The following is a 23650-nucleotide window of genomic DNA, read 5'->3' as shown; positions in this document are numbered from 1 at the left end:
TCCGGCCTACGCGCGGCCGACGCCGACCCGCGAGAGCAGGGCGGCCGTCGCGGCCCTCACGCCCGTCTCGATCGTGCCCTCCATCGTGGGCGCGAACTGCGGCGTGTGGTTGCCGGGCGGCGGGGTCGCGCCGCCGAACGCCGACGCCTCGACGCCGCCGAACGCCCAGTAGACGGTCGGTACGCCGATGGCCTCGCCCAGGATCCCGAAGTCCTCGCTGCCCATGATGGGCGGCGACTCGACGACCATGTCCGCGCCCAGCTGCGCGGTGAGCGCCGCGACGACGCCGCGCGTCGCCTCCGGGTCGTTGCGGTTCAGCGGGAACGAGACGATCTCCTCGATCTCGGGCTCGGGCGCCCCGCTCGCGGCCGCCTCGGCGAGGATGATCCGCCGCACCGACGCGAGCACGCGCTCCCGCACGGCCGGGTCGAACGTGCGGATGCTGAGGCCGAGCACCGCGTGCTCGGGGATGATGTTCTCCTTCGTGCCCGCCTGGAACGTGCCGACGGTGACGACGGCCGCGGCCTGCGGATCCAGCTCGCGCGCGACCACGGTCTGCAGGCGCAGCACGATGGCGCTGGCCGCGACGATCGGGTCGATGGAGTTCTGCGGCTGCGAGCCGTGCGCGCCGCGGCCCTTCACGGTGACGCGCCACGAGTCGCTCATGCTCATGAACGCGCCCTCGCGCGTCGCGACCACGCCGACGGGGAGCGGGAAGACGTGCTGGCCGAGGATCACCTCGGGGCGCGGCGCGCGGTCCCAGAGGCCGTCGGCGAGCATCGCGCGGGCGCCCTCGCCGGTCTCCTCGCCGGGCTGGAACACGAAGACGATCGTGCCGGCCCAGGCGTCGCGGTTCGCGGCGAGCGCCTGCGCGGTGGTGAGCGCGGCGGCGACGTGGAAGTCGTGGCCGCACCCGTGCATGGTGGGCACCTCCTTGCCCGACGGGTCGATACCCGTGTCGCGGCTGGCGTGCGCGAGGCCCGTCTCCTCGAGGATGGGGAGGCCGTCGGTGTCGGCGCGGAACGCGACCGTCGGGCCGTCGCCGTTGCGGAGGATCCCGACCACGCCGGTGCCGCCCGAGCGGAACGTCTCGGCGCCGATCGCCTCCAGGTACGCCTCGATCGCCGCGGCGGTCGCGTGCTCCTGCATCGAGAGCTCGGGGTGCGCGTGCAGCGAGCGGAACAGCTCGTGCGCGTCCCGCACGTCGTCGTCCAGCAGGCTGACTCCGGGGTGCACGTCCATGGGGATCCTCCTCGCGGGTGGGTGGCGTCCCTCGTGGGGACAGGTGGATCCAGGCTATGCCCGGCCCTCCGGCGCCTCCGCCAAGGGGCCGATCAGACGCGGTCCGCGCTCCCGCCGGCCGGCGGATCGAGGAGCGCCGGGTCGCGGATGATGCCGATGGGCGTCGTGTCCAGCCGCACCGACTGCACGACCACCCGCTTCGCCCGGCGGCGCAGGTGGCGACGCGCCTGCGGGGTCGCGAGCAGGCTGCCGAGCACGAGGCCCGCGCCGATCGCGAGGGTCGTCGCCATCGCGCCGACGAACGCGCCCGTCGCCCCGGACGTGCCGGCCATGGAGTTGAGCAGCGCCGAGGCGACCGCGAGCGAGGGCAGCAGGGATCCGCAGAAGGCGGGCACCGCGATCGCCGTGGCCGACACCCGCACGCGCGCCGCCACCACCGTCCCGAGCGCGCCGAGGAGCGTCGCCACCAGGAAGGTCGCCGCCAGCAGCGGGACGCCGGCGGCCTTGAGGATCCAGAGCGACACCGTGCCGACGAGCGCCATGCCGATGGCGACGGGCATCACGCGCGCGTTGGCGCCCTGCGTGATCCCGGTGGCGCCGGCCGCGAAGAACGTGGTGATGAGCAGCATCCAGAGGGGGAGCGCCCGCAGCGTGATGTCGGTGGGATCCACCTCGATGTCGACGCCCGCGGTGAGCGCCAGGCCGCCCGGGATGCCGACCGCGATGCCCGCGACGATGAGCACGATGATCATGGCCCGCGACAGCGCCATGGCCCGGAAGCCGGAGATCGCGTCCTGGGCCCAGGTGACGATGGTGACGTGGGGGAGGATCAGCACCACCACGGCCGCGACCATCGCGGCGGCGCTCCCCGCGGGCATGACGCCGGACCAGATCGCGAGCGTGCCCACGGCCGCGACGATCGCGGACTGCACGGCGACCACGAAGAACGGCGGGATGCCGCGGCGCGAGAGCTGCCGGCCGAGCACCATGGCGCCGATCATCAGCAGGAACGCCCCGACGGCGCCGGGGAGCGAGCCGCCCGCCTGCAGCGAGACGGAGACGCCGAACAGGCCCATGGCGGCGTCGGTGATCCACGACGGCCAGCGCGGCGGCGACTTGAGCACCTCGACGAGGCCGTCGACGGCGCTCGTCATGTCGCGGTCGTCGTGGAGCAGCTCGTCGACGATCTGGTAGACGAGCGACAGTCGGTGCAGGTCGCTGCCCTCGGCCGTGACGACGCGCAGCTTCACGAGCGGCGGGCCCTCGAGCGGCGCGTACTGGATGGTGATGGCCGTGCCCGTGATGTCGAGCTCCAGCGGCGCGAGGTTCCACTTCGTGCTCACGGCGACGATCGCGATCTCCACCGCGCGCACGTCGGCGCCGGAGGCGAGCATGACCTCGCCGAGGTCGAGGCAGAAGTCGACGATCTGGCGCGGGGAGTACAGGTCGCCGAGGCGGCCGTGCGCGGGCTCGGTCCCCTCGTAGATGGTGCCGCGGAGGCGGGCGCGGACGTCGCGCATCTCCTGCGGGTTGACGCGGCGGCGGCGCTGGCGCGGCGGACGCGCGGCTCCGGGATCCCGGCGGGGGCGCCGCGGGTCGCCGGGCGGCGGGGTGGTGCTCAGCGCGATCAGCGCTCCGTTCGGTGGCCGGCCCGCGTCGAGCGGGGGCGGATGGTGGATCGCTCCCACCCTAGGCGGCGGCCCGGGGGACACGCCCGCGCGGCGCCCGACCCGGAGATCGGACGCCGCGCGGGACGAGCGGACGGATCAGCCCTTCGGGCAGGAGCTGTACGACGCGCTGATGGGGCCTACGGCCTTCGGGGCCGGGCAGATGAACTTCGCGTATGCGCTGTTGCCGTCGAGGTAGCGCTTGAGGAAGGCCGTGACCGCGTTGCGGATCGTGGCGACCGGCACGTGCTGGCCCGCTTCGTGACCGAGGCCCTTCAGCTCCAGGTACTGCTTGGGCGTGCCGGCGGGGATGGAGGCGTACATGGGCGTGCCGTGGTCCTTTGGGTCGGCGACGTCGTCCTTCTGGCCGGTGATGATCAGCGTGGGGGTCATGAGCTTCGGGTACGACGCGTACTTCGCGTTCGGGTCGTTCGCGTCCGGGAAGTCGAAGGGCATGAGCCCGATCGCGGCCTTGACGGACGGGCGGGCCTCCGCCGCCTGGAACGTGCCGCCGCCGCCGAACGAGTAGCCGAGGAAGGCGAGGTCGTTCGCGGAGACCTCGGACTTCACGGCGCTCTGGCCGGTGAGGTAGTCCGCCGCGGCCAGGATCTCCGTGGCGCGCTGGTCGGGGAAGTCGCCCGTGTCGAGGGTGTCGATCGCGAACGCGACGAAGCCCTGCGAGGCGACGAGCTCCGCCATCTCCTTCTCGTCGGCGTTCGTGTCCGTGAAGCCCGGGGTGATCACGACGGCGCCGAGGACGGGCTTGCCGGTGTCCTGCGGCGTGTAGATGACGCCGCCGCCGAACGTCTTCACGGCCGTCTTGGGGACGACCGTGGTGCGCACCGCGAAGGGCGCGTGGTGGTGCGCGACGACCGGCTGGTGGGCGGGGGCGTGGGCCTGGGCCGCGGCGGGGGCCGCGAGGGTCGCGGCGAGCGCGAGCGCGGCGACCGCGGCGGGGCGGCGGAGCGAGGAGGGCATGACGGACATGGGCGTCTTCCTGTTCGAGTGGGCGGGAGCCCGCGGCGATCGCCGCGGACAGGGTGCGGCAGGACGTTAGGGGCACGGGCCCCCGACCGCCGTCCCGCCGTCCCCAGCCGCACCCGCCTGGGGATGATCCGCGCGCCGAGGCCGTCGGATGCGCAGCCGTACCGGCGGCGTCGGGATCCCGTCGGGGACGGGCTGGCGGGATCAGCCCCGAGGGCAGGAGCTGGTCGACGCGCTGATGGGGCCGACGGCCTTCGGCGCCGGGCAGATGTCCTTCGCGTAGGCGCTGTCGCCGTCGAGGTAGCGCTTCAGGAAAGCGGTGACCGCGGTGCGGATGGTGGCGACCGGCTTCCCCATCCCGGCTGCGTGGCCGAGTCCCGTGAGCTGGAGGTACTCCTTCGGCGTGCCGGCCGGGATCGAGTCGTAGGCGGGCTTGCCGAACTTCGCCGGGATGGCGGTCGCGTCCTTCTGCCCGGTGATGATGAGCGTCGGCACCGTCAGCTCCGGGTACGCGGGGTGGGCCGCCTTCGGGTCGCCCGCGGGCGGGTAGTCGTACGGCATGAGGGTCAGGGCGGCCTTGATCGACGGGCGCTTTTGCGCGGCCTGCAGCGTCCCGCCGCCGCCCATCGAGAAGCCGAGGAGGGCGACGCGGTCCGGGGAGACCTCGCCCTTCACGGGGCTCCTGGCGGTGAGGTAGTCCGCCGCCGCGAGCATCTCGGTGGCGCGCTGGTCGGGGAGGTCGGCGCGGTCGCGCGTGTCGATGGTGAAGACGACGAAGCCCTCCGCGGCGAGCTCGGTGCCGTAGGCGGCCATGTCCGACTTCCGCCCGTGGAACCCGGGGGTGACGACGACCGATCCGAGGACCTTCCCCCCGGTGTCGCGTGGAGCGAAGATCGTGCCGCCGCCGAAGCGCGGATCCGCCGTGGCGGGCACGACGGTCTGGTCGACGGCCGACGGCTGCTGGTGGGGAGAGGCGGCGTGGCGCGTCGCGGTGTGGTGGACGGGCGCGGCCGCCTGGGCGGCCGTGGGGACGGCGAGGGTGGCGACGAGCGTGAGGGCGGCTACGGCCGCGGAGCGGGAGCGGAACGCGGGGGGTGTTGCGGGCATGGGGCGTCTCTCGGATCGGGTCGGGGGGGGTCCGCGGCGACGGCCGCCGGACGGAAGTGGACGCTACGGAGGTCGGCGATCCCTCGGGCCCCGCCGCCCCCAGCCCCCGCGCGGGGGCGCGACCGACTCCCGCCCGCGCGTCCCGCCCGCGCGTCCCGCCCCGGCGTCAGAGGATCCGCGTGCCCGGTCCGAGCACGACCTCCCGCCCGAGGCCCGCGTCGACGACCACCGGCACGTCCGCCGCGACCTGCGTGCCCTCGGGGACCCACGCGCGGTCGCGGGCCACCAGGATCACGAGCCCGTCGACGTCGCCGACGGCCGCGAACCCGTCCGTCGCGAAGCCGCCGTAGGGGTGCAGGCCGGCCTCCTCCAGCAGCCCGACCGCGGCGGGCACGTCGTCGACGACGATGCCCACCTCGCTCACCGAGACGACGTCGGATGCCCGGAACGGGCCCGTCGGCAGGCCGTCGGGGGCGAGGGCGCGGCGCTCGATCAGCTCCAGCACCTGCGCGTCGGGCCCGCGGAAGTAGACGGAGCGCGAGTCCCAGGTGCCGGGCCCCGCGAACTCCTCGCGGCCGCCGGGCGCGATGATCTCCGCGCGCTCGCCGAGCCACGCCCGCGCGGATGCGAAGGCGCCCGTCGGGATGGTGAACGCCAGGTGGTGCGCGCCGCGGTACGCGGGGTCGGGCGCGAAGCGGAGCCGCGACGGGCCGATCTGCACCTCGACGGCGTCGTCGGTGGTGCGCACCGGGAAGCCGAGCGCCCGGTAGGCGTCGGCGACCTCGGCGGTGTCGCGGGCGGGCAGGGTCACGGCGTGGATGATCATGCGCCGATCAGAACACCTCAAGCGACCTTGAGGTCAAGCGCGTGCGGGGTCAGCCCAGGAGATCCCGCACGCGCGCCAGCGGGAGGCCGGCGGCGACCGCGATGCGGTGCTCGTCGAGCCCGGCCGCGTGGGCCGCGCGCACCGCCGCGGCGAGCGCCCCGGGGGATGCCTGCGCGCCCTCGGCCGCCTGCGCGAGCAGCGCCGCGTGCCGGTCGTGCTCGGGACCAGGGACCTTCGGCGGCGCACCCGCGTCGATCACCCAGTCCGCGTCCGGGTGCCGGGCCTCGAGCACCAGGCGCCGCACCGCGGGTAGGTCCGGCGCCGACCAGGCAAGGTCGCCGAGGTCGGCGACGGGCACCCAGCGCAGCTCGTCATGGTCGGTGCTGGCGGTCGGCAGCGGCCCCGTCGGATCCACGCGGTAGCAGGCGAGGTCGATCACGCGGTCGCCCACGGGCACCTCGGAGCGGTCGACGAGCGCGCCCACCGTCACGTCGACGCCGAGCTCCTCGCGGATCTCCCGCGCGAGCGCCGCCTCGGGCCGCTCGCCGGGCTCGACCTTGCCGCCCGGGAACTCCCACGTCCCCGCGCCCGGCTTGTGCGCCGCGCGGCGGCAGGCGAGCGCCCGCCCGTCGCGGATCAGCACCGCCGCCACGACCTCGAGTCCCGCCATGCCGTGCCTCCCCGCAGGCGCCGTCCGCCGCCTCGACGCTAGCGGCCCGTCCGACCCGGCGTGCCCGCCCGCGCCCGGGCGGTCCCGACCCGGCCTGTACCGTGGGACATCCGGCATCCGCCGCGACGAGAGGCACCACCCGTGAAGATCAGCCACCAGCGTCACTTCGTGGTCGCGGCCGAGGTGCTGCACCTGCCGAAGGCGGCGGATCAGCTCGGCATCTCGCGCGCGAAGCTCGCCTCCTCCATCCGCGCGATCGAGGAGCACTACGGCCGCGCCGTCTTCGACCCGCAGAGCACCGAGACGCGCCTGACGAAGACCGGCCGCCTCGCGTACGAGGAGGCCCTCGAGGAGCTGGCGAAGCCGTCCACCCCGCCCGAGGCGCCGAAGCCGCCGGCCGGCGGGAAGGCGAAGGCCTCCAAGGGCCAGGGTCGCGCGCCCGTCGTGAAGGGCCAGCCGAAGCCGTACAAGCGCACGCAGGGGCGCTGACCCGGAGGATCAGCGCCCCTGCGACGGGTGGTGCGAGCTACTTCTTCAGGAACTCCAGCACGGCCTGGTTCCACTCCTCGGGGTGGCTGACCGTGACGCCGTGCGGGGCGTCCTTCACCACGTGCAGCTCGGAGCCCGCGATGGCGCGGTGGGTGCGCTCGCCGGATCCCTCGAACGGCACGGTCGCGTCGCTGTCGCCGTGGATGACGAGCGCCGGCACGGTGACCTTGGTGAGGTCGTCGCGGAAGTCCGTGGTCGCGAACGCGGCCATCGACGCGAGCGCCGCGTGCTTCTTCGACTGGTGCGCGAGCGCGATGGCCTCCTGGCGCTCCGCCTCGGTGACCTTGAGCACGCCGTTCGCGGAGTAGAACCCGGTCGTGAACTCGTCGTAGAAGGAGTCCTCGTCCTTCGTGAGGCCGGCGGTCATCTCGGCGGCGGCGTCCTTCGTGAGCGGGCCGTCCGGGTTGTCGTCGGTCTTCTCCAGGTACGGCGGCACCGCGGAGGCGAAGACCACGCTGTGCAGGCGCGCCTCGCCGCGGGTGCCGATGTAGCGGGCGATCTCGCCGCCGCCCATCGAGAAGCCGACGAGCGTGACGTCGACGAGGTCGAGCGCGGTGAGCACGGCGTCGAGGTCGGACGCGAAGGTGTCGTAGTCGTAGCCCGTGAGCGGCTTGTCGCTGCGGCCGAAGCCGCGGCGGTCGTACGTGATGACGCGGAAGCCCGCGGCCTGGAACGCGGGGACCTGCTTGCTCCAGGATTCGCCGGAGAGCGGCCAGCCGTGGATGAGGACCACGGGTCGGCCCGTGCCCCCGGTGTCGTCGACGTGCAGGTTGGTGTCCTTCAGGAGCCCGTGGTGGGCGGTGATCTCGGTCATGCGGTCGTCCTTCCCTCAGTGATGAGTTCGTGCACTACGGATTTCGTTCGGAGCCGACGGCGGACCGGTGCGGTCTCCGGATCCCCTGCGCCCGACTCGACGGCGCGGGCAGCAGGATGGACCCATGCCCGAAGCCAACTCCTCCTACCGCTCCGCCCGTGACCTCTTGCAGGAGATGCGCACCGACCGGACATCCGCGGTCGCGCGCTTCGCGTGGCCCGACGTCGGCGAGTCCTTCAACTGGGCGGTCGACTGGTTCGACCGGATCGCGCGCGGGAGCGACCGCGTCGCGCTGCGCGTGGTCGCGGGCGACGGATCCGAGCGCAGCCTCACCTTCGACGAGATGGCGACGCGCTCCGACCGCGTCGCGACCTGGCTCGTCGGCCGCGGCGTGCGGAGGGGCGACCACGTCATGCTCATGCTCGGCAACCGGGTGGAGCTGTGGGAGACGATGCTCGCGATCATGAAGGCGGGCGCCGTGATCCTGCCCACCTCCACCGTGCTCGGATCCGCCGACCTCGCCGATCGCGTCGCCCGCGCGGGCGTGCGCCACGTCATCGCCGACCTCGCGCACACGGCCGTGTTCGACGACGTGCCGGGGGAGTACGCGCGCATCGCGATCGGCGCGACCGGGGACGCCGCCGTGCCCGCCGGCTGGGCCGACTACCGCGACGCCGACGACGCGCCCGCCGACCGGGTGGGCGTCGAGGTCGCCTCCACGGATCCCGCGCTCGTCTACTTCACCTCCGGCACCACGAGCAAGCCGAAGATGGTCGTGCACACGCACGTCTCGTATCCGGTCGGCCACCTCACGACCGCCTACTGGCTGGGCCTGCAGCCCGGCGACGTGCACCTCGCCATCAGCTCGCCCGGCTGGGGCAAGCACGCGTGGAGCTGCTTCTTCGCGCCGTGGATCGCCGAGGCCACCGTCTTCGTGCACGACTACGCGCGCTTCGACGCGCACGCGCTCGTCGAGCAGCTCGACCGGGCCGAGGTCACGACGTTCTGCGCGCCGCCGACCGTGTGGCGCATGCTCATCCAGGCCGGGATCCGCGAGCGGCCGGGGAGGCTGCGGGAGATCATGTCCGCGGGCGAGCCGCTCAACCCCGAGGTCATCGCGCGCATCGAGGAGTGGTGGGGTCTCACGATCCGCGACGGCTACGGCCAGACCGAGACCACGGCCATCGTCGCCAACGCGCCGGGCGATCCCGTCGTGCCGGGCTCGATGGGCCGGGCGCTGCCGGGCGTCGACCTCGTGCTCGTGGATCCCGTGACGGGCGCTCCCGCCGACGAGGGCGAGATCTGCCTCGACCTCGCCACCCGGCCCGTGAACCTCATGGCCGGCTACCTCGGCGACGACGCCCGCACGGCCGAGTCGCTCCGGGACGGGTTCTTCCACACGGGCGACGTCGCCCGGCGCGACGCCGACGGGACCATCACCTTCATCGGCCGCACCGACGACATCTTCAAGTCGTCGGACTACAAGATCTCGCCGTTCGAGGTCGAGAGCGTGCTCATCGAGCACCCGTCGGTCGCGGAGGCCGCGGTCGTGGGGGCTCCGGACGACGTGCGGCTCAACGTCGCGAAGGCGTACGTGCACCTCGCCGCCGGATGGGAGCCCGACGAGGAGACCGCGCTCGCCGTGCTGAAGCACGCGCGTGAGCGGTGCCCGGCGTTCATGCGCGTGCGCCGCGTGGAGTTCGGCGAGCTGCCGAAGACCGCGTCGGGGAAGATCCGCCGGGTCGAGCTGCGGCAGCGCGAGGTGGCCGCCGCGGACGCCGGCGAGCGGCTCGACGGCGAGTGGCGCGACGACCAGTTCCCGGGGCTGCGGGCGCGTTGACGCGGGGTCCGCGCGGGTCGTCCGCGCGGTGACGGGAGCGGTGCCCGGCGGCCGGTAGCATCCCGTCATGCCCCTCGCCTCCCCGCCCGCCCTCGAGCCGCGGCGGGCCGCCCGGTGAGGGAGAACCCGTCGTTCGCGCTCGAGGACGTCGCCGAGATCCGCCGCCTCGTGGACGAGAACCCGTGGGCCACGATCGTCAGCGGCACGGGCCAGGGGCTCGTCGCCTCGCACTACCCGGTGCTGCTCGATCCCGAGCGCGACGACCTCACGCTCCTCACGCACGTCGGCCGCCCCGACGAGCGGATCCACGAGCTCGGCGAGCGCGACGGCGCGGACGGCGAGGTGCTCGTCATCGTCCAGGGCCCGCACGGCTACGTGTCGCCCGGCTGGTACGACGCCGACCCGGCCGTCCCCACCTGGAACCACGTGTCGGCGCACCTGACCTGCCGCGTCGAGATCCTGTCGCCCGAGGAGAACCTGCGGGTGCTCGGGCAGCTGGTGGACCGCTTCGAGGACCGCATGCCGGAGCCGCGCCGCATGGAGGGCACGCTCGAGGACGCGGCCTACGCGGCCCGGATCAGCGCCGGGACCGTCGGCCTCCGCCTCGTCGTCACGCGGTCCGTCGCCAAGGCGAAGCTCAGCCAGAACAAGCCCCCGCACGTGGTCGAGCGCGTGCTCCATGAGCTCGAGCACGGCGCGGAGTACCCGAACCCGGCGCTCGCCGCGGAGATGCGGCGTGCGAGGGCCCTGACCGCGGGCGGATCCGCCGGGATCGACGCGTGAGCGCCCTGCTCCTCGCGGGCGGACGCCTGCCCGGATCCGACGCGCCCGTCGACGTGCTCGTGCGCGACGGCGTCATCGCGTCCGTCGGTCCCTCCGGGTCCGCCGATGCGTCCGGCGTCGAGACCCGCGCGCTCGACGGCCGCTTCGTCATCCCGGGCCTCTGGGACAACCACGTGCACTTCACCCAGTGGACCAAGGTGTCGCGCCGCCTCGACCTGTCCCGGGCGTCGTCCGCGGCGGAGGCCGTCGACCTCGTGCGCGCCGCGCTCGCGGCCCGCGCGGCCTCCGCCGGGTCCGGCGCCGTCACGAGCCAGGGCGCTCCCGAGGCCCTCGTCGGCTACGGCTTCCGCGACGGCCTCTGGCCCGACCTCCCGACCAAGGACCTCCTCGACGCCGTCGCGGGCGACACCCCCGTGCTCCTCGTCAGCGGCGACCTGCACTGCTGCTGGGCGAGCTCGGCCGCGCTCGCTCCGCACGGCTACGGGGATCACCCCACCGGCCTCCTGCGCGAGGACGACTGCTTCGACTTCATGTACCGCGTGGAGGAGGGCGACGCGTCGTCGCTCGACGCGCAGGCCGTGCAGGTCGCGCGCGAGGCCGCCCGCCGCGGCGTGGTCGGCGTCGTCGACCTCGAGATCGACTGGAATCCGGCTCGCTGGCGGCGACTCGTCGCGCTCGGCCACGACGCGCTCCAGGTCGAGGCCGGCATCTGGCCGCAGGACCTCGACCGGGCGCGCGACGCGGGCCTGCGGACCGGCGACGTGATCGACGGGACGGGCGGCCTCGTGCGCGTGGGGCCCGCGAAGGTCGTCACCGACGGATCCCTCAACACGCGCACCGCGTACTGCTTCGACCCGTACCCCGACCTCGACGGCCAGGGCGGCGACGCGCACGGCGGCGCCTGCGGCCAGCTCTCGGTCCCGCCCGAGGAGCTGCGGGAGCTGATGGTGCGTGCGGCGCGCCAGGGGCTGCGGCCCGCGATCCACGCCATCGGCGACCACGCGAACCGGCTCGCGCTCGACGCGTTCGCGCACCTCGACCGCGTGCTCGGCGGCGCGCACCGCGACGCGGACGGCACCGCCGGATCCATCGAGCACGCCCAGCTGCTGACGCACGAGGACGTCGCGCGGTTCGCCGCTCTCGGCGTGGTCGCGAGCGTCCAGCCCGAGCACGCCATGGACGACCGCGACATCGCCGACGTCTACTGGGCCGGCCGCACGGCCCGCGCCTTCGCGCTCGCCGACCTCCGCGCCGCGGGCACGCGCCTGGCGCTCGGCTCCGACGCGCCCGTCGCGCCGCTGGATCCGTGGGCCACAATGAGCGCCGCCGTCGGCCGGTCGCGCGACGGCCGGGAGCCCTGGCACCCGGAGCAGGCCATCGACCGGGCCGCCGCGCTCGACGCCTCCGTACGCACGCGCGTCGCGGCGGGGGAGCGGGCCGACCTCGCGGTCGTGGACGCGGATCCGCTCGCGGGCTCCACCTCCGCCGACGACCTCCGCGCGATGCGCGTGTCCGCGACCCTCCTCGGCGGCCGCCTCACGCACGACACGCTCGGCGGCTGACCGGCAGGAACACCGCGCGGCCGCCGGGCGTTGGGCCCAGCATGAGAGCGATCACCTACACCCGCACGGGTGCCCCCGACGTCCTGCAGCCCGTCGACCGCGACGAGGCCGCCCCCGGCCGAGGCGAGGTGCGCGTCCGCGTCGTCGTCTCGGGCGTGAACCCCACCGACTGGAAGTCCCGCGACGGCGGCGCGCCCGGGCAGGAGCTGCCGTTCCCGGAGGTCGTCCCGAACCAGGACGGCTCCGGGATCATCGACGCCGTCGGCCCCGACGTCACCGACCTCGCCGTCGGCGACCGGGTCTGGATCATGCTGGCCGCCCACGGCCGCCCCACCGGCACCGCGCAGGAGAAGACCGTCCTCCCCGTCGACCGCGTCGCGCCCCTGCCCGACGGCCTCTCCTTCGACCTCGGCGCGAGCCTCGGCGTCCCCGCCGTCACGGCGCACCGCGCCCTCACCGTCTCCGAGGACGGCCCGTCGCGCCTCGCGCCCGGCGCCCTCGCCGGGAAGCACGTGCTCGTCGCCGGCGGGGCGGGCGCGGTCGGCCACGCGGCCATCCAGCTCGCGCGCTGGGCCGGCGCGACCGTGATCACCACGGTCAGCTCGCCCGAGAAGGCCGCCCTCGCGACGTCCGCCGGCGCGCACCACGTCGTCGACTACAAGCACGGCGACGCGGTGGCGGAGATCCAGACCATCGCGCCCGACGGCGTCGACCTGATCGTCGAGGTCGCCCCGGCGCAGAACGCGGAGCTCAACCAGGCGGTCGCGAAGAACCGCGCGTCGGTCGCCGTGTACGCGAACAACGGCGGCGACACCGTCACCCTGCCCGTCGTCGACAGCTTCGTGAAGAACCTGCGCTACCAGTTCCTGCTGCTCTACACGGTGGGCCAGGAGGCGCTCGACGCCGCCCGCGCCGACATCCACCTCGCCCTCATCGACGGCGCGCTGCCGGTGGGCGAGGAGACGGGCCTGCCGATCACGCGCTTCCCGCTGGACCGCACGGCCGACGCCCACCAGGCGGTCGAGGACGGCGTGACCGGCAAGGTGCTGATCGACGTGACCGAGGCCTGATCCGCAGGGCCCCGGACGACGGATGGCCGCACCGCCCTCGGGCGATGCGGCCATCCGTCTGTCCGCCGCAGGTCGGCGGCGGCGGCGGGCTACTCGGTGCCCGCCACCTGGCGCCTGGAGCGCGGCGACCGCGTGAGCAGCCGCTGCATCACGAGCGGCGCGAGGGCGCTCGTGTTGAGGCAGGTGGAGATCAGGAACGTGATGGCGAGCAGGTTCGTCGGGATGTCCCATGCGTCGCCCAGGAGGTGCAGCGCGAGCACCCCGAGCGAGACGACGAGCAGGAGCCACGACGACCCGCGGAGCCACCGCGGGGTGCGCGCCCCCGCGAGGGCGACGACCGCCATGACGGCGGCGTTGGCGATGGCGAGGGCGAGCGGGCCGGTCATGCCGGCCCTCCACCCGTGGTGCGGTGCTTCCTGGCGTGATCGTGCATGATGTCGTCCCCCTTCGACGGGCCGGATGGCCTGCCTCGACTCTTCCGCAGGTGGGGGTGTCGGGTGAAGTCGGCGATATCGGGGACAAGGGCCCGCCCGGGCGCGTCGTCAGGGCGCGGCGCGCACCAGGGGTGGCGTCCCGGAGAGGTCCAGCCCCACGTCCACCAGCTCCACGCGGCCCGCGAGCGCACGGCCCGGGCCGCGCAGCAGGCCGGGCTTCCCCGCGCCGAACGTGACCGTGACGTCGGCCGGCAGCACCGTCGGATCCGGCACCCGGCCGTCGTCGCAGCCGATGCCGCTCGGGATGTCGCAGGCGATCACGGCGGGACCGCCCTCCGCCGTCGCGACGGGCAGCAGCGCGGCGACGACCCGGCGGCCCTCACCGCGAAGGGCCGGGCTGTCGGTGGTGCCGATGCCGAGGATCCCGTCCACGACGAGCGCCGACGAGCGCGCGATGTCCGCGAGGGTCGCGTCGTCCAGCTCGTCCGCGGAGGTGATGGGCACGCCGGCCGCGACGGCCTGCGCGGCTCCCGCCTCGTGGATGCGCCCGGCCGTGCGGATGACGCCTACCTCGCGGCCCTCGCGCGCGAGCTCGGCCGCGGCCAGCAGCGCGTCGCCGCCGTTGTTCCCGGCGCCGACCAGCACGAGCACGGGACCGTCGGGCGCGAGAGCGCGGCACTCGCGCGCGAGCCCCGCGGCCGCGACGCGCATGAGCTGCGCCCCGGCCGCGAGCAGCGGGGCCTCGGCGGCGCGGATGTCCGCGGCCGCGTAGCCGTCGGCGATCGAGGCGGGGTCGCTCACGACGGCGCGATCCGCTCCACCAGCAGCTCCGCCCACGCGCGGTAGACGCGGCCGTAGAGCGTGTCCTCGGGGTTCGGCGCCGTGAACTCGGGGATCCGCCAGGCCGGGAACGGCACGCTCTCGGTCCGCTCGTGCCGCGCGACGACGCGGCGGGTGCTCCGGTTCAGCGCGTCGGCGTGGCGCCCCACGGGCCCGGCGATGAGCGACGGCGTGACGGGCGAGATCTCGAGTGGCGGGACCTCCGTCACGAGCACGAGCGCCCCCGCGGGCATGCGCGCCTGCATGTCCGTGATGCACGCGTCGAGCAGCGACTCCCACAGCGGCGTCGGGGTGTAGCGGATGGCGTCGCCGATGCCCAGCGCGAGCACGGCCACGTCGGTGCTCGCCCAGGCGGGGAACGCGTCGAGGCCCGCGCGCCAGGAGCGCACGGTGAAGTCGGGGAAGGACTGCACCGACCAGAACACGCCGCGGCCCGTGCGGACGGCGAGCTTGTGCGCGACCTGCCCGGCGACGCCGAGGTCGTGCGACACGGTCTGGTAGCCCACCGCGGTGCCCTCGCCCACGACGGCCAGTCCGTAGGGATCCGGGCCCGGCAGCGAACCGGTGGGGGAATCGCGCGGGAAGGTGGCGCGCCGCATCTCGCGGTAGAGCACGCGGTACTGCAGCCGCCCGATCGTGGCCGACCGGAGCGACGCGAGGGGACCGGCCGAGAGCGCCCGCGAGCCGGCCGCGGCGTGCGCTTCCGGTGCGCCGTGCGGGTGCACGGCGTCGTCGCGACCCGCGTCGTCGTCGGAGGGCGGTGCGCCGGTCATCGCAGCCCGTCCTGTCCGTCGCGATGCCCCCGGAATGGGGACGATCGCAGGATATCCCGCGCGCGGGCACCCCCTCCACCGCGAAGGGGAAGAGGGGGTGCCGGCGGGGCGGATCAGGCCAGGATGTCGCGGACCATGGGCGCGACGATCGTGCCGTAGCGCTCGATCCCGCCCATCATCCGCTCGTGCGAGAACGGGCCGGCGCTGTACTTGAGGTCGAAGCGCGTGGCGCCGACGGCCTTCAGCGTCGCGGCGATCTTGCGGGCGACCGTCTCGGGGGATCCCACGTACAGCGACCCGTGCTCGATCTCCTGCTCGTACGACGCGCGGGCGAGGGGCGGCCAGCCGCGGTCCTTGCCGATGCGGGCGTGCATCACCTGGTAGTCGGGGAAGAAGGCCTCGCGGGCCTCGGCGTCGGTCTCGCCGACGTAGCCGGGCGAGTGGATCCCGACGGGCAGGCGCGGCTGCTCGAGCTGGTCGAGGGCGCGCGCGAACAGGTCGGCGTAGGGCGCGAAGCGGTGCGGCTCGCCGCCGATGATCGCGAGCATGAGCGGGAAGCCATGGCGCGCGGCGCGCACGACCGACTCGGGGCTGCCGCCGACGCCGACCCAGGTCCTGATCCCGTTCGCGGTCTTCGGGAACACGTCGTGCTCCGTGAGGCCGGCGCGCGTGGAGCCGCTCCACGTGACGGGCGTCTCCTTCACGAGCTCGGCGAACAGGCCCAGCTTCTCCTCGAAGAGGCGCTCGTAGTCGCTGAGCTCGTAGCCGAACAGCGGGAACGACTCGGTGAACGAGCCGCGGCCGAGGATGACCTCCGCGCGCCCGTTCGAGACGGCGTCGAGCGTGGCGAAGCTCTGGAAGACGCGCACCGGGTCGTCGGAGCTGAGGACCGTGACGGCGGATCCGAGGCGGATGCGGGACGTCTGCGCGGCGATGGCGGCGAGCGCGACCTCGGGGGAGGAGATCGCGTAGTCGTCCCGGTGGTGCTCGCCCAGGCCGATGAAGTCGATGCCGACCTGGTCGGCGAGCACGCCCTCGGCGACGACGTTGCGGATCACCTCGGCGTAGGGCAGCTCACGGCCGTCCGGTCCGACCGTGACGTCGCCGAACGTGTCCAGTCCGAGCTCGATCTCCTGCGCCATGCTGCCCTGCTTCCTTGATCCATGCGAACGTATGCATTCGGGTCAACTGTACGGGCGGGGTTGGCATTCCCGCGAATCGCGCGCGCGGCGCGGCGGGTCAGTCGGCGACGGGCTCGGCGCGCGCGATCTCGGTGTCCTCGACGCGCGACTCCGGCATCAGCAGCCCCGCGACGACCGTCGCGAGCGCGCACACGCCGACCGCGAGGAACACGGCGCCGGACGCGGCGATCACGGCGTCCGGATCCTTCTGGCCGCCCGCCGACGCGGCGAAGATCGCGTTGGCGATCGCCCCGAACACGGCGACGCCCACCGCGCTGCCGATCGACCGGGCGAAGAGGTTCGCGCCCGTGACGACGCCGCGCTCGCCCCAGCCGACGCTCGACTGCGCGCCGATGAGGCTGGGGGTCGCGACGAGGCCGAGCCCCAGGCCCACCACGAAGCAGCCGGCCGCGATCCCCACGAGCGTCGGGGTGCCCGCGAGCAGCGCGATGGATCCGGTGCCGACGATCGTGAGTGCCATGCCGATGAGCACCGTGCGGCGGAACCCGATGCGGAGGTACAGGCGGCCCGAGAGCGACGCCGAGATGGGCCAGCCGATCGTGAGCGCCGCGAGCGCGAGGCCGGAGACGAGCGGCGTGACGCGGAGCGACCCCTCGAGGTAGGTGGGCACGTAGGACGTGAGGCCGATGAGGATCGCGCCGACGCCGAGCGAGACGAGCGTGGTCGTGAGAAGCAGGCGCCGCGAGAACACCCAGAGCGGGAGCACGGGCTCGGCCGCGCGGCGCTCCACCAGCAGGAACGCGACGATCAGCACGGCGCCGATCGCGAACGCGCCGATGCTCGGCACGGAGTCCCACGCCCACGCCTGGCCGCCCTCGAGCACGGCGAGGATCAGGAGGCTGAGGCCCACCGTGAGGAGCGCGGCGCCCGCGTAGTCGACGCGGTGCCGCGTGCGCTCGATGGACTCGTGGAAGCGGCGGACGATCATCCAGCCGGCGAGGAGGCACAGCGGCACGTTGACGAAGAAGATCCACCGCCATGTCGTGAACTCGGAGAACACGCCGCCGAGGGTCGGACCGACGACGCTGGAGACCGCCCACACGCTCGCGAGGTAGCCCTGCGTCTTGGCGCGCTCGGCGACCGTGTAGATGTCGCCCGCGATCGTGATCGCCATGGGCGCGACCGCGCCGGCGCCGAGGCCCTGGATCGCGCGGGCCGCGATGAGCGCGGGCATGCTCCACGCGAACCCGCACAGGACGGATCCCACGAGGAACAGCCCGATGCCGATGAGGATGATCGGCTTCCGCCCGACGGTGTCGCTGAGCTTCGCGTACAGCGGCACCGACACCGCCTGCGCGAGCAGGTAGATGGAGAACAGCCACGGGAACGAGGCGAAGCCGCCGAGGTCGTCCACGATGGACGGCACCGCGGTGGCGAGGATGGTCGAGTCGATGGCCACGAGGCCCGTCGTCAGCATCAGGGCGATGAGGATGGGTCCGCGCTCGGATCGGAATCCGACGCCAGTGGTGTCAGTCATGGGCCTCCCGGGTCGAACGGTGAACGAGCGCGAGGTCGTCGGCATTCCCGCGACGCGCGATCCGTGTGGTCGACTGGGATCCCCACCGGAAGGACCCCGAGTGACATTCCGCGCGCCCGACGCATTCACCACCCGACCCACGCTCCGCGGCACGTTCGGCATGAGCGCCTCCACGCACTGGCTCGCGTCCGGCACAGGCCAGGCCGTGCTCGAGCGCGGCGGCAACGCGTTCGACGCCGCGGTCGCGAGCGCGTTCGTGCTGCACGTCGTCGAGCCGCACCTCAACGGGCCCGGCGGCGACATGACCGCCGTCGTGCACGTCGCGGGGGAGGCCGCGCCGAAGCTCCTCATGGGCCAGGGATCCGCGCCCGCCGCCGCGACGCCCGAGCGCTTCCGCGCCGAGGGCCTCGACCGCGTGCCCGGCGCCGGAGCGCTCGCCGCCGCCGTGCCCGCCGCGGTCGACGCCTGGCTGCTGCTCCTTCGCGATCACGGCACGTGGGAGCTCGCCGACGTGTGGGCGTTCGCGATCGGGTACGCGCGCGACGGGCATCCGGTGCTGGAGAGCGTCCGCCGCACCATCGCGGGCGTGGGCGACCTGTTCCGCGAGCACTGGTCCGCGTCGGCCGCGTTCTGGATGCCGGATGGCGAGGCGCCCGTCGCCGGATCGCTCGTGCGGAACCCCGCGTGGGCGGCGGCCATGGAGCGGATCCTCGCCGAGGCGTCGGCGGCCGCCGGACCCGACGCGACGCGCGAGGCCCGCATCGAGGCCGCGCGCACCGTCTGGGCGGAGGGCTTCGTCGCGGAGGAGATGGTGGCGAGCGTGCAGGATCCGCACCGGCACTCCACCGGCGCCGACCACGCGGGCCTGATCACCGCCGCTGACCTCGCCGGCTCGCGCGCCTCGTGGGAGGACGCCGTGTCGATCGAGTTCCGCGGCCTGCGCATCTGGAAGACCGACGCGTGGGGTCAGGGGCCAGCGCTGCTGCAGGCCCTGATGATCCTCGACGGGTACTCCGACGACGAGATCGACCCGGCGACGTCCGCCGGGATCCACCGCGTCATCGAGGCGCAGAAGCTCGCCCTCGCCGACCGCGAGGCGTACTACGGCGACGCGGTGCCGGGCGGCGCGCCCCTCGACGCGCTGCTGTCGCCCGAGTACGCGGCGGAGCGGCGCGCGCTCATCACGGACCAGGCGTCGCACGAGCTGCGCCCCGGGCACGTCGCCGGCGTGGAGCCGTTCCTGCCGCCGCTCGTGGTCGAGGGCGACGCGCCCGCGTCCGCCGGCGGCACGGGCGAGCCCACGGTCTCCCGGACGGGCGAGACGCGCGGCGACACCTGCCACCTCGACATCGTCGACCGGTGGGGCAACATGATCTCCGCCACGCCGTCCGGCGGCTGGCTCCAGTCGTCGCCGTTCATCCCGTCGCTCGGCTTCTGCCTCGGCACGCGCCTGCAGATGACGTGGCTCGAGCCCGGCGGCCCGTCGTCGCTGGTGCCCGGGCGTCGGCCGCGCACGACGCTGACGCCCACGCTGATCACGCGCGACGGCCAGCCCGTGGAGGCGCTCGGCTCGCCCGGCGGCGACCAGCAGGACCAGTGGCAGCTGCCCTACCTGCTGCGCACGATCGTCGGCGGCTTCAGCCCGCAGCAGGCGGTCGACGCGCCGACCTTCCACACGACGAGCGTCCCCGGATCCTTCTGGCCGCGCACCTGGACGCCCGGCGGCCTCGTGGTCGAGGGCCGGGTGGGCGACGACGTCATCGCCGACCTGCGGGCCCGCGGGCACGAGGTGGAGGTGGTCGGCGACTGGACGCTCGGGCGCCTCTCGGCCGTGACGCGGGATCCCGGCACCGGCCTCCTGGGAGCCGCGGCCAACCCGCGCGGGGCGCAGGGGTACGCGGTCGGGCGATGACGCTCGACCGGCAGATCGCATCGGCGCTCATCGCGGACCACGCCCGGCGCCGCGTCGGCAGCGACGCGGCGCTGCGGGCGGCGTCGGCGCCCGGCCGGTTCGTCGCCGAGCCGGACGCCGCGACGCCCTCCGTCGGAGTCGTCCTCGGGACCTCCGAGCAGCGGAACGCGACCTGCGGCGACGTGGTGGACCTGCGGGTGCTCGCGGCGGATCCCGCGCACCCGCCCGTCGACGCGGGCGCGGTCGTGGATCCCGCCGAGCGCATCGCCGTCCGCTGGCACGGCCGCGGCTGCACGGTCTCGCAGGCGTCCGCGTCGATGCTCGCCGAGCTCGTGGAGGGGCGGACGGCCGCGGAGGCGTCGGCGCTCGTCGTCGAGCTGCGCGCGCTGATCCGCTCCCACGAGCTCCTCCCCGGCGCGGAGGACCGCCTCGGCGACGCGTTCGCCCTCGCGGACTCCGGCCGCTACCCGCTCCGCGGCACGTGCGCGCTGCTCGCGTGGCACGCGCTCGAGGAGGCGCTCGCGCGCTGAGGCGCGTCCCGTCGCGCGCCGGTCAGCCGTGCGCGCACGTCTCCTCGGCCGCGGTCTGACCCGTCACGTCCTTCGGCAGGACCGTCCCGGGATCGGGGGTCGCGCCCGCGGCGCCGGCATCCTCGGAACCGGGTGACGCCGACGGCGCGGGGGTCGACGGGGGAGCCTGCACACCGCCGCCGATGGAGCCGGGCGCCAGGCTGAAGTCGGAGTCGGAGGAGACCACGCCGATGAGGTCCTTCCCGGCCTGCGTGTCCGGGTCGACGCGACCGTCGTCGCGTCGGATGCTCGGGTACTGCACGAAGCTGAAGCGGTCCGCGGGGATGTCCTTGACGGTGAGGGCGATGGAGGCGATGGCCGCCGGGCTGTCCATGGAGGTCGACAGGCTCATGTTCTCCACGACCGCGCGGGCGATCTCGTAGACCTTCGCGGGGTTCGACAGGGTGCCGCTGCTCGTCACCGTGCGGACGAGGGCGCCGAGGAACACCTGCTGGTTGCTGATGCGATCGATGTCGCTCGCATCGCCGACGCCATGGCGGGTCCGGAGGAACTCGGCGGCCTCGTGGCCGTGGATGACGTTGATGCCGGCCGGCATGTCGAGGCTCGTGTACTTGTCCTTGATGGGCTTGGCCAGGCACACGGGGACTCCGCCCACGGCGTCGGAGACGGCGGCGACGCCGTTGAACTGCACGACGCCCGCGTAGGGGATGCCGATCCCCGTGATGCTCGTGATGGTGCGCACGACGCAGCCCAGCCCGCCGCGGCTGAGCGCCGTGTTCAGCATCACGTGGGTCGCTGCGGGGACGTCCGGCTTGCCGTCCTCGCTCCGGCAGGACGGGATGTCGACGAGCATGTCGCGGGGGAAGGAGATCGCGGTCGCGCGGCTGTGGTCGGCGCTGATGTGCACGAGGACGGTCGCATCGTTGAGACGTCCCGTCCCCACCACCTTCGGGTCGCCGTACCCGTCGCCCTGGCCCTCGCGGCTGTCGCTGCCGACGAGCAGGATGTCGGCGCCGCCGTCGAGCCCGGCCAGCGAGGGTGGGAGCGGGCCGCCGTCGGAGATGTCGACGGAGTTCGCGGAGACCGTGCGGCTGAGGTCCCACGCCGCGATGGCGGTGATGGATCCCGCGCTGACCACCACGACCGCCGCGGTCGCCGCGAGGAGGCCGAGGACCGGTCGGATGGCACCGGGCCGGCGGAGTCGTCCGTGTCGGGCGATCCCGGCCCGCGGGGATCGAGCGGAGCGGGGCGGGCGGCCTGCCGAGGGCTCGTCTTCGAGGGGCTCGTCGTCGAAGGGCAAGGTCGCTCCTGTGCTCGGTCGGTGCGGCGGCGGATCGCGTGCGTCGCGGGACGCGACCGGTCGGCGGATCCCCGGAGGCGCGGGGTCACCGTACTGCGAGGCGGCGTCGCGGCGCGCGGTTCGACACGGTCCCGCAGGCCGGGCGCAGCCGGCTCCCGGGGAGGCGGATCCGTCGTCGGGTCAGGAGCGCCGGTCGACGTCCGCCCCCGTGCTGAGATCGGCGGCCTCGACGAGCTGCGCGTCATGGGCGGCCAGGTAGCGGCGGGCACCCTCGTCGCCGTGGACGGATGCGGCGAGCGGCGCCCAGTGGCCGCGGCCGAGCAGGGCGGGGTGGCCGGGGCGTCCGCGGAAGACGGCCTGGCGCAGGGCCGATGCGTCGACCGGTGCGGCGCCGATCACCCGGCGGACGGTCGCCGCGTCGAGGTCGGGCACGTCCACGGGGACGACGGCGAGGGCGACGGGCGGCGGATCCAGGGCGGCGGCGGCCCGGAGCGCCGCGCGCAGGGAGGCGGACATCCCGAGGGCCCAGTCGTCGGCGCGCACGACGAGCGCGTGAGCGGACTCCGGGCGCGTGGTGAGGAGCGCCTCCGCCTCGTCCGCCCGCTCGCCGAGCACGACGAGCACGGGGGAGCAGCCGGCGTCGGCGAGCGCGCGGATCGCGGTCGCGAGCCACGGCGTGCCGTCGGGATGCGTCGCGAGGGCCTTGGGGCCGCCGTACCGGGTGCCCGCGCCGGCGCCGAGCACGACGCCGGCGATCCGCCCGGCCGAGCGCCCGTCGTCGTCCGCGCCCCGTGATCCCGCCATCCGCCCATGCTAGGAGCGCGCCCGCCGTGCCCTCGCCGTGCCCTCGCCGCGCCCTCGCCGCGCCCAGCCGTGCGGCCTACGCTCGATCCATGGATCCCGACACCGCGTTCGCGCTCGCCCTCACCCTGACGCTCGGAGTGCCGGTGCTCGTGATCGTCGCCGCCGTCGTGCTCGTCGTCGCGAAGGCCCGTGGCGCCGGGTGGGGCTGGTACCTCGTGGGCTCCACGATCGTCGCGCTCGTCCTGGCCCTGGGTCTCGCCGTGCTCGCGGCGTGGGCGACGCGGGACGTCTCCGGGCAGCCGGACGAGTCCGCGGGTGCCTTCGGGATCGTGCTGATGGGCGTCATCGGGGGCGTCGCGACGTTCGTCATCGGGGTCATCGCGGGCACGGCCGGCCTCATCGCGTCCGCCGTCCGCCGCCGCCACCGCGTGCCGTCCTCAGCGCTCGTCCACGGGTGAAGCGGCCCGCAGGCGACCGCGTCGCCTCCACGGGCGACCGCCTCCCGCCGCGCCGCCGCCCCGCACGTGTCCGCCTGCCCGGCCGCGTCGTCCGTGCCGCGACCCGCGTCGGCCCGTCCGGCGCCTTCGCCGCGTTCCTGATCCTCGGCCTCCTCGTCATCACCGCCGCGTCGAGCCTGTTCGCCGGCCTCTACGTCGCCGTGATCGACGACGACAGCGTCGCGCTCCTCGACGAGCCCGCGCTGCACCTGGCGATGGGCGTCCGCTCGCCGTGGCTCGACACCGCCGTGACCGTCTTCACCGAGGCCGCCGGCGTCTACGCCGTGCCGATCGTGGGCGTCGCGGTGATCGTCGCCCTCGCGATCCGCCGTCGTCAGTGGGTGCCGGTCGTGCTCGGCCTCACCGCGGGCGCCGGATCCCTCGCCATGACGGAGGTCGGCAAGGAGCTCGTCGGCCGCGACCGCCCGCCACGCGCCGACGCCGTTCCGCCCTACGAGGCGTCGCCGTCGTTCCCGTCCGGCCACACCCTCAACGCGAGCGTGGTCGCCGGGATCGTCGCGTACCTGCTCGTGCTCCGGCAGATGCGGCGGTCCACGCGCGTGCTCACGTACGTCGTCGCCATCGCGTTCGCCGCGTAGGTGAGCCTCAGCCGCGTCTACCTCGGGCACCACTGGCTGACCGACGTGATCGCCGGCTGGCTGCTGGCGCTCGCGTGGCTCGCCCTCGTCGTCGTGGCGCACCGCGCGTGGCTCCGGCTGCGGGAGGCGCGCGAGCGGGACGAACGAGGCGCCTGAGCGCCGGCGCGC

22 protein-coding genes and 1 pseudogene are annotated in these 23650 nt (G+C 74.7%); 9 read left to right on the top strand and 14 right to left on the bottom strand.

The window, feature by feature from the left end; genetic code table 11:
• Positions 1–6: 6 nt before the first annotated feature.
• The 6 genes from JOE38_RS04815 to JOE38_RS04790 form a co-directional block, all read right to left on the bottom strand.
• Positions 7–1242 (bottom strand): amidohydrolase, encoded by a 1236-nt coding sequence (locus JOE38_RS04815; protein WP_204575108.1) that lies wholly within the window; start codon positions 1240–1242, stop codon positions 7–9.
• Positions 1243–1334: 92 nt separating this feature from the next.
• The gene (locus JOE38_RS04810) at positions 1335–2762 is read right to left on the bottom strand and encodes a threonine/serine exporter family protein (RefSeq protein ID WP_239544745.1); all 1428 of its coding nucleotides are present in this window, start codon (positions 2760–2762) and stop codon (positions 1335–1337) included.
• Positions 2763–3008: 246 nt separating this feature from the next.
• Positions 3009–3896, bottom strand: coding sequence for a dienelactone hydrolase family protein (locus JOE38_RS04805; protein ID WP_204575106.1), 888 nt, complete (start codon positions 3894–3896; stop codon positions 3009–3011).
• Positions 3897–4097: 201 nt separating this feature from the next.
• Entirely contained in the window at positions 4098–5000 is a 903-nt protein-coding gene (locus JOE38_RS04800; RefSeq protein ID WP_204575105.1) for an alpha/beta hydrolase, read from the bottom strand.
• A 166-nt stretch (positions 5001–5166) separates the two neighbouring features.
• Positions 5167–5826 carry a hypothetical protein gene (locus tag JOE38_RS04795; protein ID WP_204575104.1) on the bottom strand — a complete coding sequence of 220 codons (660 nt, stop codon included), beginning with the start codon at positions 5824–5826 and terminating at the stop codon, positions 5167–5169.
• A gap of 49 nt (positions 5827–5875) precedes the next feature.
• Positions 5876–6496, bottom strand: a complete 621-nt coding sequence (locus tag JOE38_RS04790) for a (deoxy)nucleoside triphosphate pyrophosphohydrolase (RefSeq protein ID WP_204575103.1) — start codon at positions 6494–6496, stop codon at positions 5876–5878.
• 141 nt (positions 6497–6637) lie between these two features.
• On the opposite strand from JOE38_RS04790, the gene JOE38_RS04785 reads away from it, so the two are divergent.
• Positions 6638–6985 (top strand): LysR family transcriptional regulator, encoded by a 348-nt coding sequence (locus tag JOE38_RS04785; RefSeq protein ID WP_043674885.1) that lies wholly within the window; start codon positions 6638–6640, stop codon positions 6983–6985.
• A 37-nt stretch (positions 6986–7022) separates the two neighbouring features.
• On the opposite strand, the gene JOE38_RS04780 is transcribed toward JOE38_RS04785, so the two are convergent.
• Positions 7023–7859 (bottom strand): alpha/beta fold hydrolase, encoded by an 837-nt coding sequence (locus tag JOE38_RS04780; RefSeq protein ID WP_204575102.1) that lies wholly within the window; start codon positions 7857–7859, stop codon positions 7023–7025.
• A gap of 124 nt (positions 7860–7983) precedes the next feature.
• On the opposite strand from JOE38_RS04780, the gene JOE38_RS04775 reads away from it, so the two are divergent.
• The 4 genes from JOE38_RS04775 to JOE38_RS04760 all read left to right on the top strand — a co-directional run bounded on the left by JOE38_RS04775 (position 7984) and on the right by JOE38_RS04760 (position 13114).
• Positions 7984–9699: an AMP-binding protein gene (locus JOE38_RS04775; RefSeq protein ID WP_204575101.1), complete on the top strand. Its 1716-nt coding sequence runs from the start codon at positions 7984–7986 to the stop codon at positions 9697–9699.
• Positions 9700–9813: 114 nt separating this feature from the next.
• On the top strand, positions 9814–10482 hold the full coding sequence (locus JOE38_RS04770; protein ID WP_204575100.1) for an FMN-binding negative transcriptional regulator: 669 nt from the start codon (positions 9814–9816) through the stop codon (positions 10480–10482).
• Positions 10479–12044, top strand: coding sequence for an amidohydrolase (locus JOE38_RS04765; protein ID WP_204575099.1), 1566 nt, complete (start codon positions 10479–10481; stop codon positions 12042–12044). The genes JOE38_RS04770 and JOE38_RS04765 overlap by 4 nt, the downstream gene beginning before the upstream one ends.
• A 41-nt stretch (positions 12045–12085) precedes the next feature.
• The gene (locus tag JOE38_RS04760; protein ID WP_204575098.1) at positions 12086–13114 is read left to right on the top strand and encodes an NADPH:quinone reductase; all 1029 of its coding nucleotides are present in this window, start codon (positions 12086–12088) and stop codon (positions 13112–13114) included.
• Positions 13115–13203: 89 nt separating this feature from the next.
• Here JOE38_RS04760 and JOE38_RS04755 read toward each other — a convergent pair whose 3' ends face one another.
• The 5 genes from JOE38_RS04755 to JOE38_RS04735 form a co-directional block, all read right to left on the bottom strand.
• Positions 13204–13500 (bottom strand): hypothetical protein, encoded by a 297-nt coding sequence (locus JOE38_RS04755; protein WP_204575097.1) that lies wholly within the window; start codon positions 13498–13500, stop codon positions 13204–13206.
• A 156-nt stretch (positions 13501–13656) separates the two neighbouring features.
• On the bottom strand, positions 13657–14349 hold the full coding sequence (locus tag JOE38_RS04750; RefSeq protein WP_204575096.1) for an NAD(P)H-hydrate epimerase: 693 nt from the start codon (positions 14347–14349) through the stop codon (positions 13657–13659).
• Positions 14346–15161, bottom strand: coding sequence for an esterase (locus JOE38_RS04745; protein ID WP_204575095.1), 816 nt, complete (start codon positions 15159–15161; stop codon positions 14346–14348). The genes JOE38_RS04750 and JOE38_RS04745 overlap by 4 nt, the downstream gene beginning before the upstream one ends.
• A 113-nt stretch (positions 15162–15274) precedes the next feature.
• Positions 15275–16303, bottom strand: a complete 1029-nt coding sequence (locus tag JOE38_RS04740) for an LLM class flavin-dependent oxidoreductase (RefSeq protein ID WP_204575094.1) — start codon at positions 16301–16303, stop codon at positions 15275–15277.
• A 97-nt stretch (positions 16304–16400) separates the two neighbouring features.
• The gene (locus JOE38_RS04735) at positions 16401–17840 is read right to left on the bottom strand and encodes an MDR family MFS transporter (protein ID WP_204575093.1); all 1440 of its coding nucleotides are present in this window, start codon (positions 17838–17840) and stop codon (positions 16401–16403) included.
• Between the two features lie 160 nt (positions 17841–18000).
• Here JOE38_RS04735 and JOE38_RS04730 point away from each other — a divergent pair, with 160 nt between their 5' ends.
• Together JOE38_RS04730 and JOE38_RS04725 are read left to right on the top strand one after the other, a co-directional pair.
• Positions 18001–19752, top strand: coding sequence for a gamma-glutamyltransferase family protein (locus JOE38_RS04730; RefSeq protein WP_239545089.1), 1752 nt, complete (start codon positions 18001–18003; stop codon positions 19750–19752).
• Complete coding sequence (locus tag JOE38_RS04725; protein ID WP_204575091.1) at positions 19749–20282, top strand: iron-sulfur cluster assembly scaffold protein; 534 nt, start codon at positions 19749–19751, stop codon at positions 20280–20282. Before JOE38_RS04730 ends, JOE38_RS04725 begins: the two co-directional genes overlap by 4 nt.
• 22 nt (positions 20283–20304) lie before the next feature.
• On the opposite strand, the gene JOE38_RS04720 is transcribed toward JOE38_RS04725, so the two are convergent.
• Together JOE38_RS04720 and JOE38_RS04715 are read right to left on the bottom strand one after the other, a co-directional pair.
• Positions 20305–21582 (bottom strand): LCP family protein, encoded by a 1278-nt coding sequence (locus JOE38_RS04720; RefSeq protein ID WP_204575090.1) that lies wholly within the window; start codon positions 21580–21582, stop codon positions 20305–20307.
• Between the two features lie 180 nt (positions 21583–21762).
• Complete coding sequence (locus JOE38_RS04715; RefSeq protein WP_204575089.1) at positions 21763–22386, bottom strand: nucleotidyltransferase family protein; 624 nt, start codon at positions 22384–22386, stop codon at positions 21763–21765.
• An 89-nt stretch (positions 22387–22475) separates the two neighbouring features.
• Here JOE38_RS04715 and JOE38_RS04710 point away from each other — a divergent pair, with 89 nt between their 5' ends.
• Both JOE38_RS04710 and JOE38_RS15695 read left to right on the top strand, forming a co-directional pair.
• Complete coding sequence (locus tag JOE38_RS04710; protein WP_204575088.1) at positions 22476–22844, top strand: hypothetical protein; 369 nt, start codon at positions 22476–22478, stop codon at positions 22842–22844.
• Positions 22845–23098: 254 nt separating this feature from the next.
• A pseudogene (locus JOE38_RS15695) lies at positions 23099–23638 on the top strand (phosphatase PAP2 family protein).
• Positions 23639–23650: the final 12 nt, after the last annotated feature.

Origin of the sequence: Clavibacter michiganensis, from assembly GCF_016907085.1 — a bacterium.
Classification (GTDB): Bacteria; Actinomycetota; Actinomycetes; order Actinomycetales; family Microbacteriaceae; genus Clavibacter; species Clavibacter michiganensis_O.
Note: the sequence above shows the minus strand (reverse complement) of the source record. Positions and strands in the feature narration are given on the sequence as shown.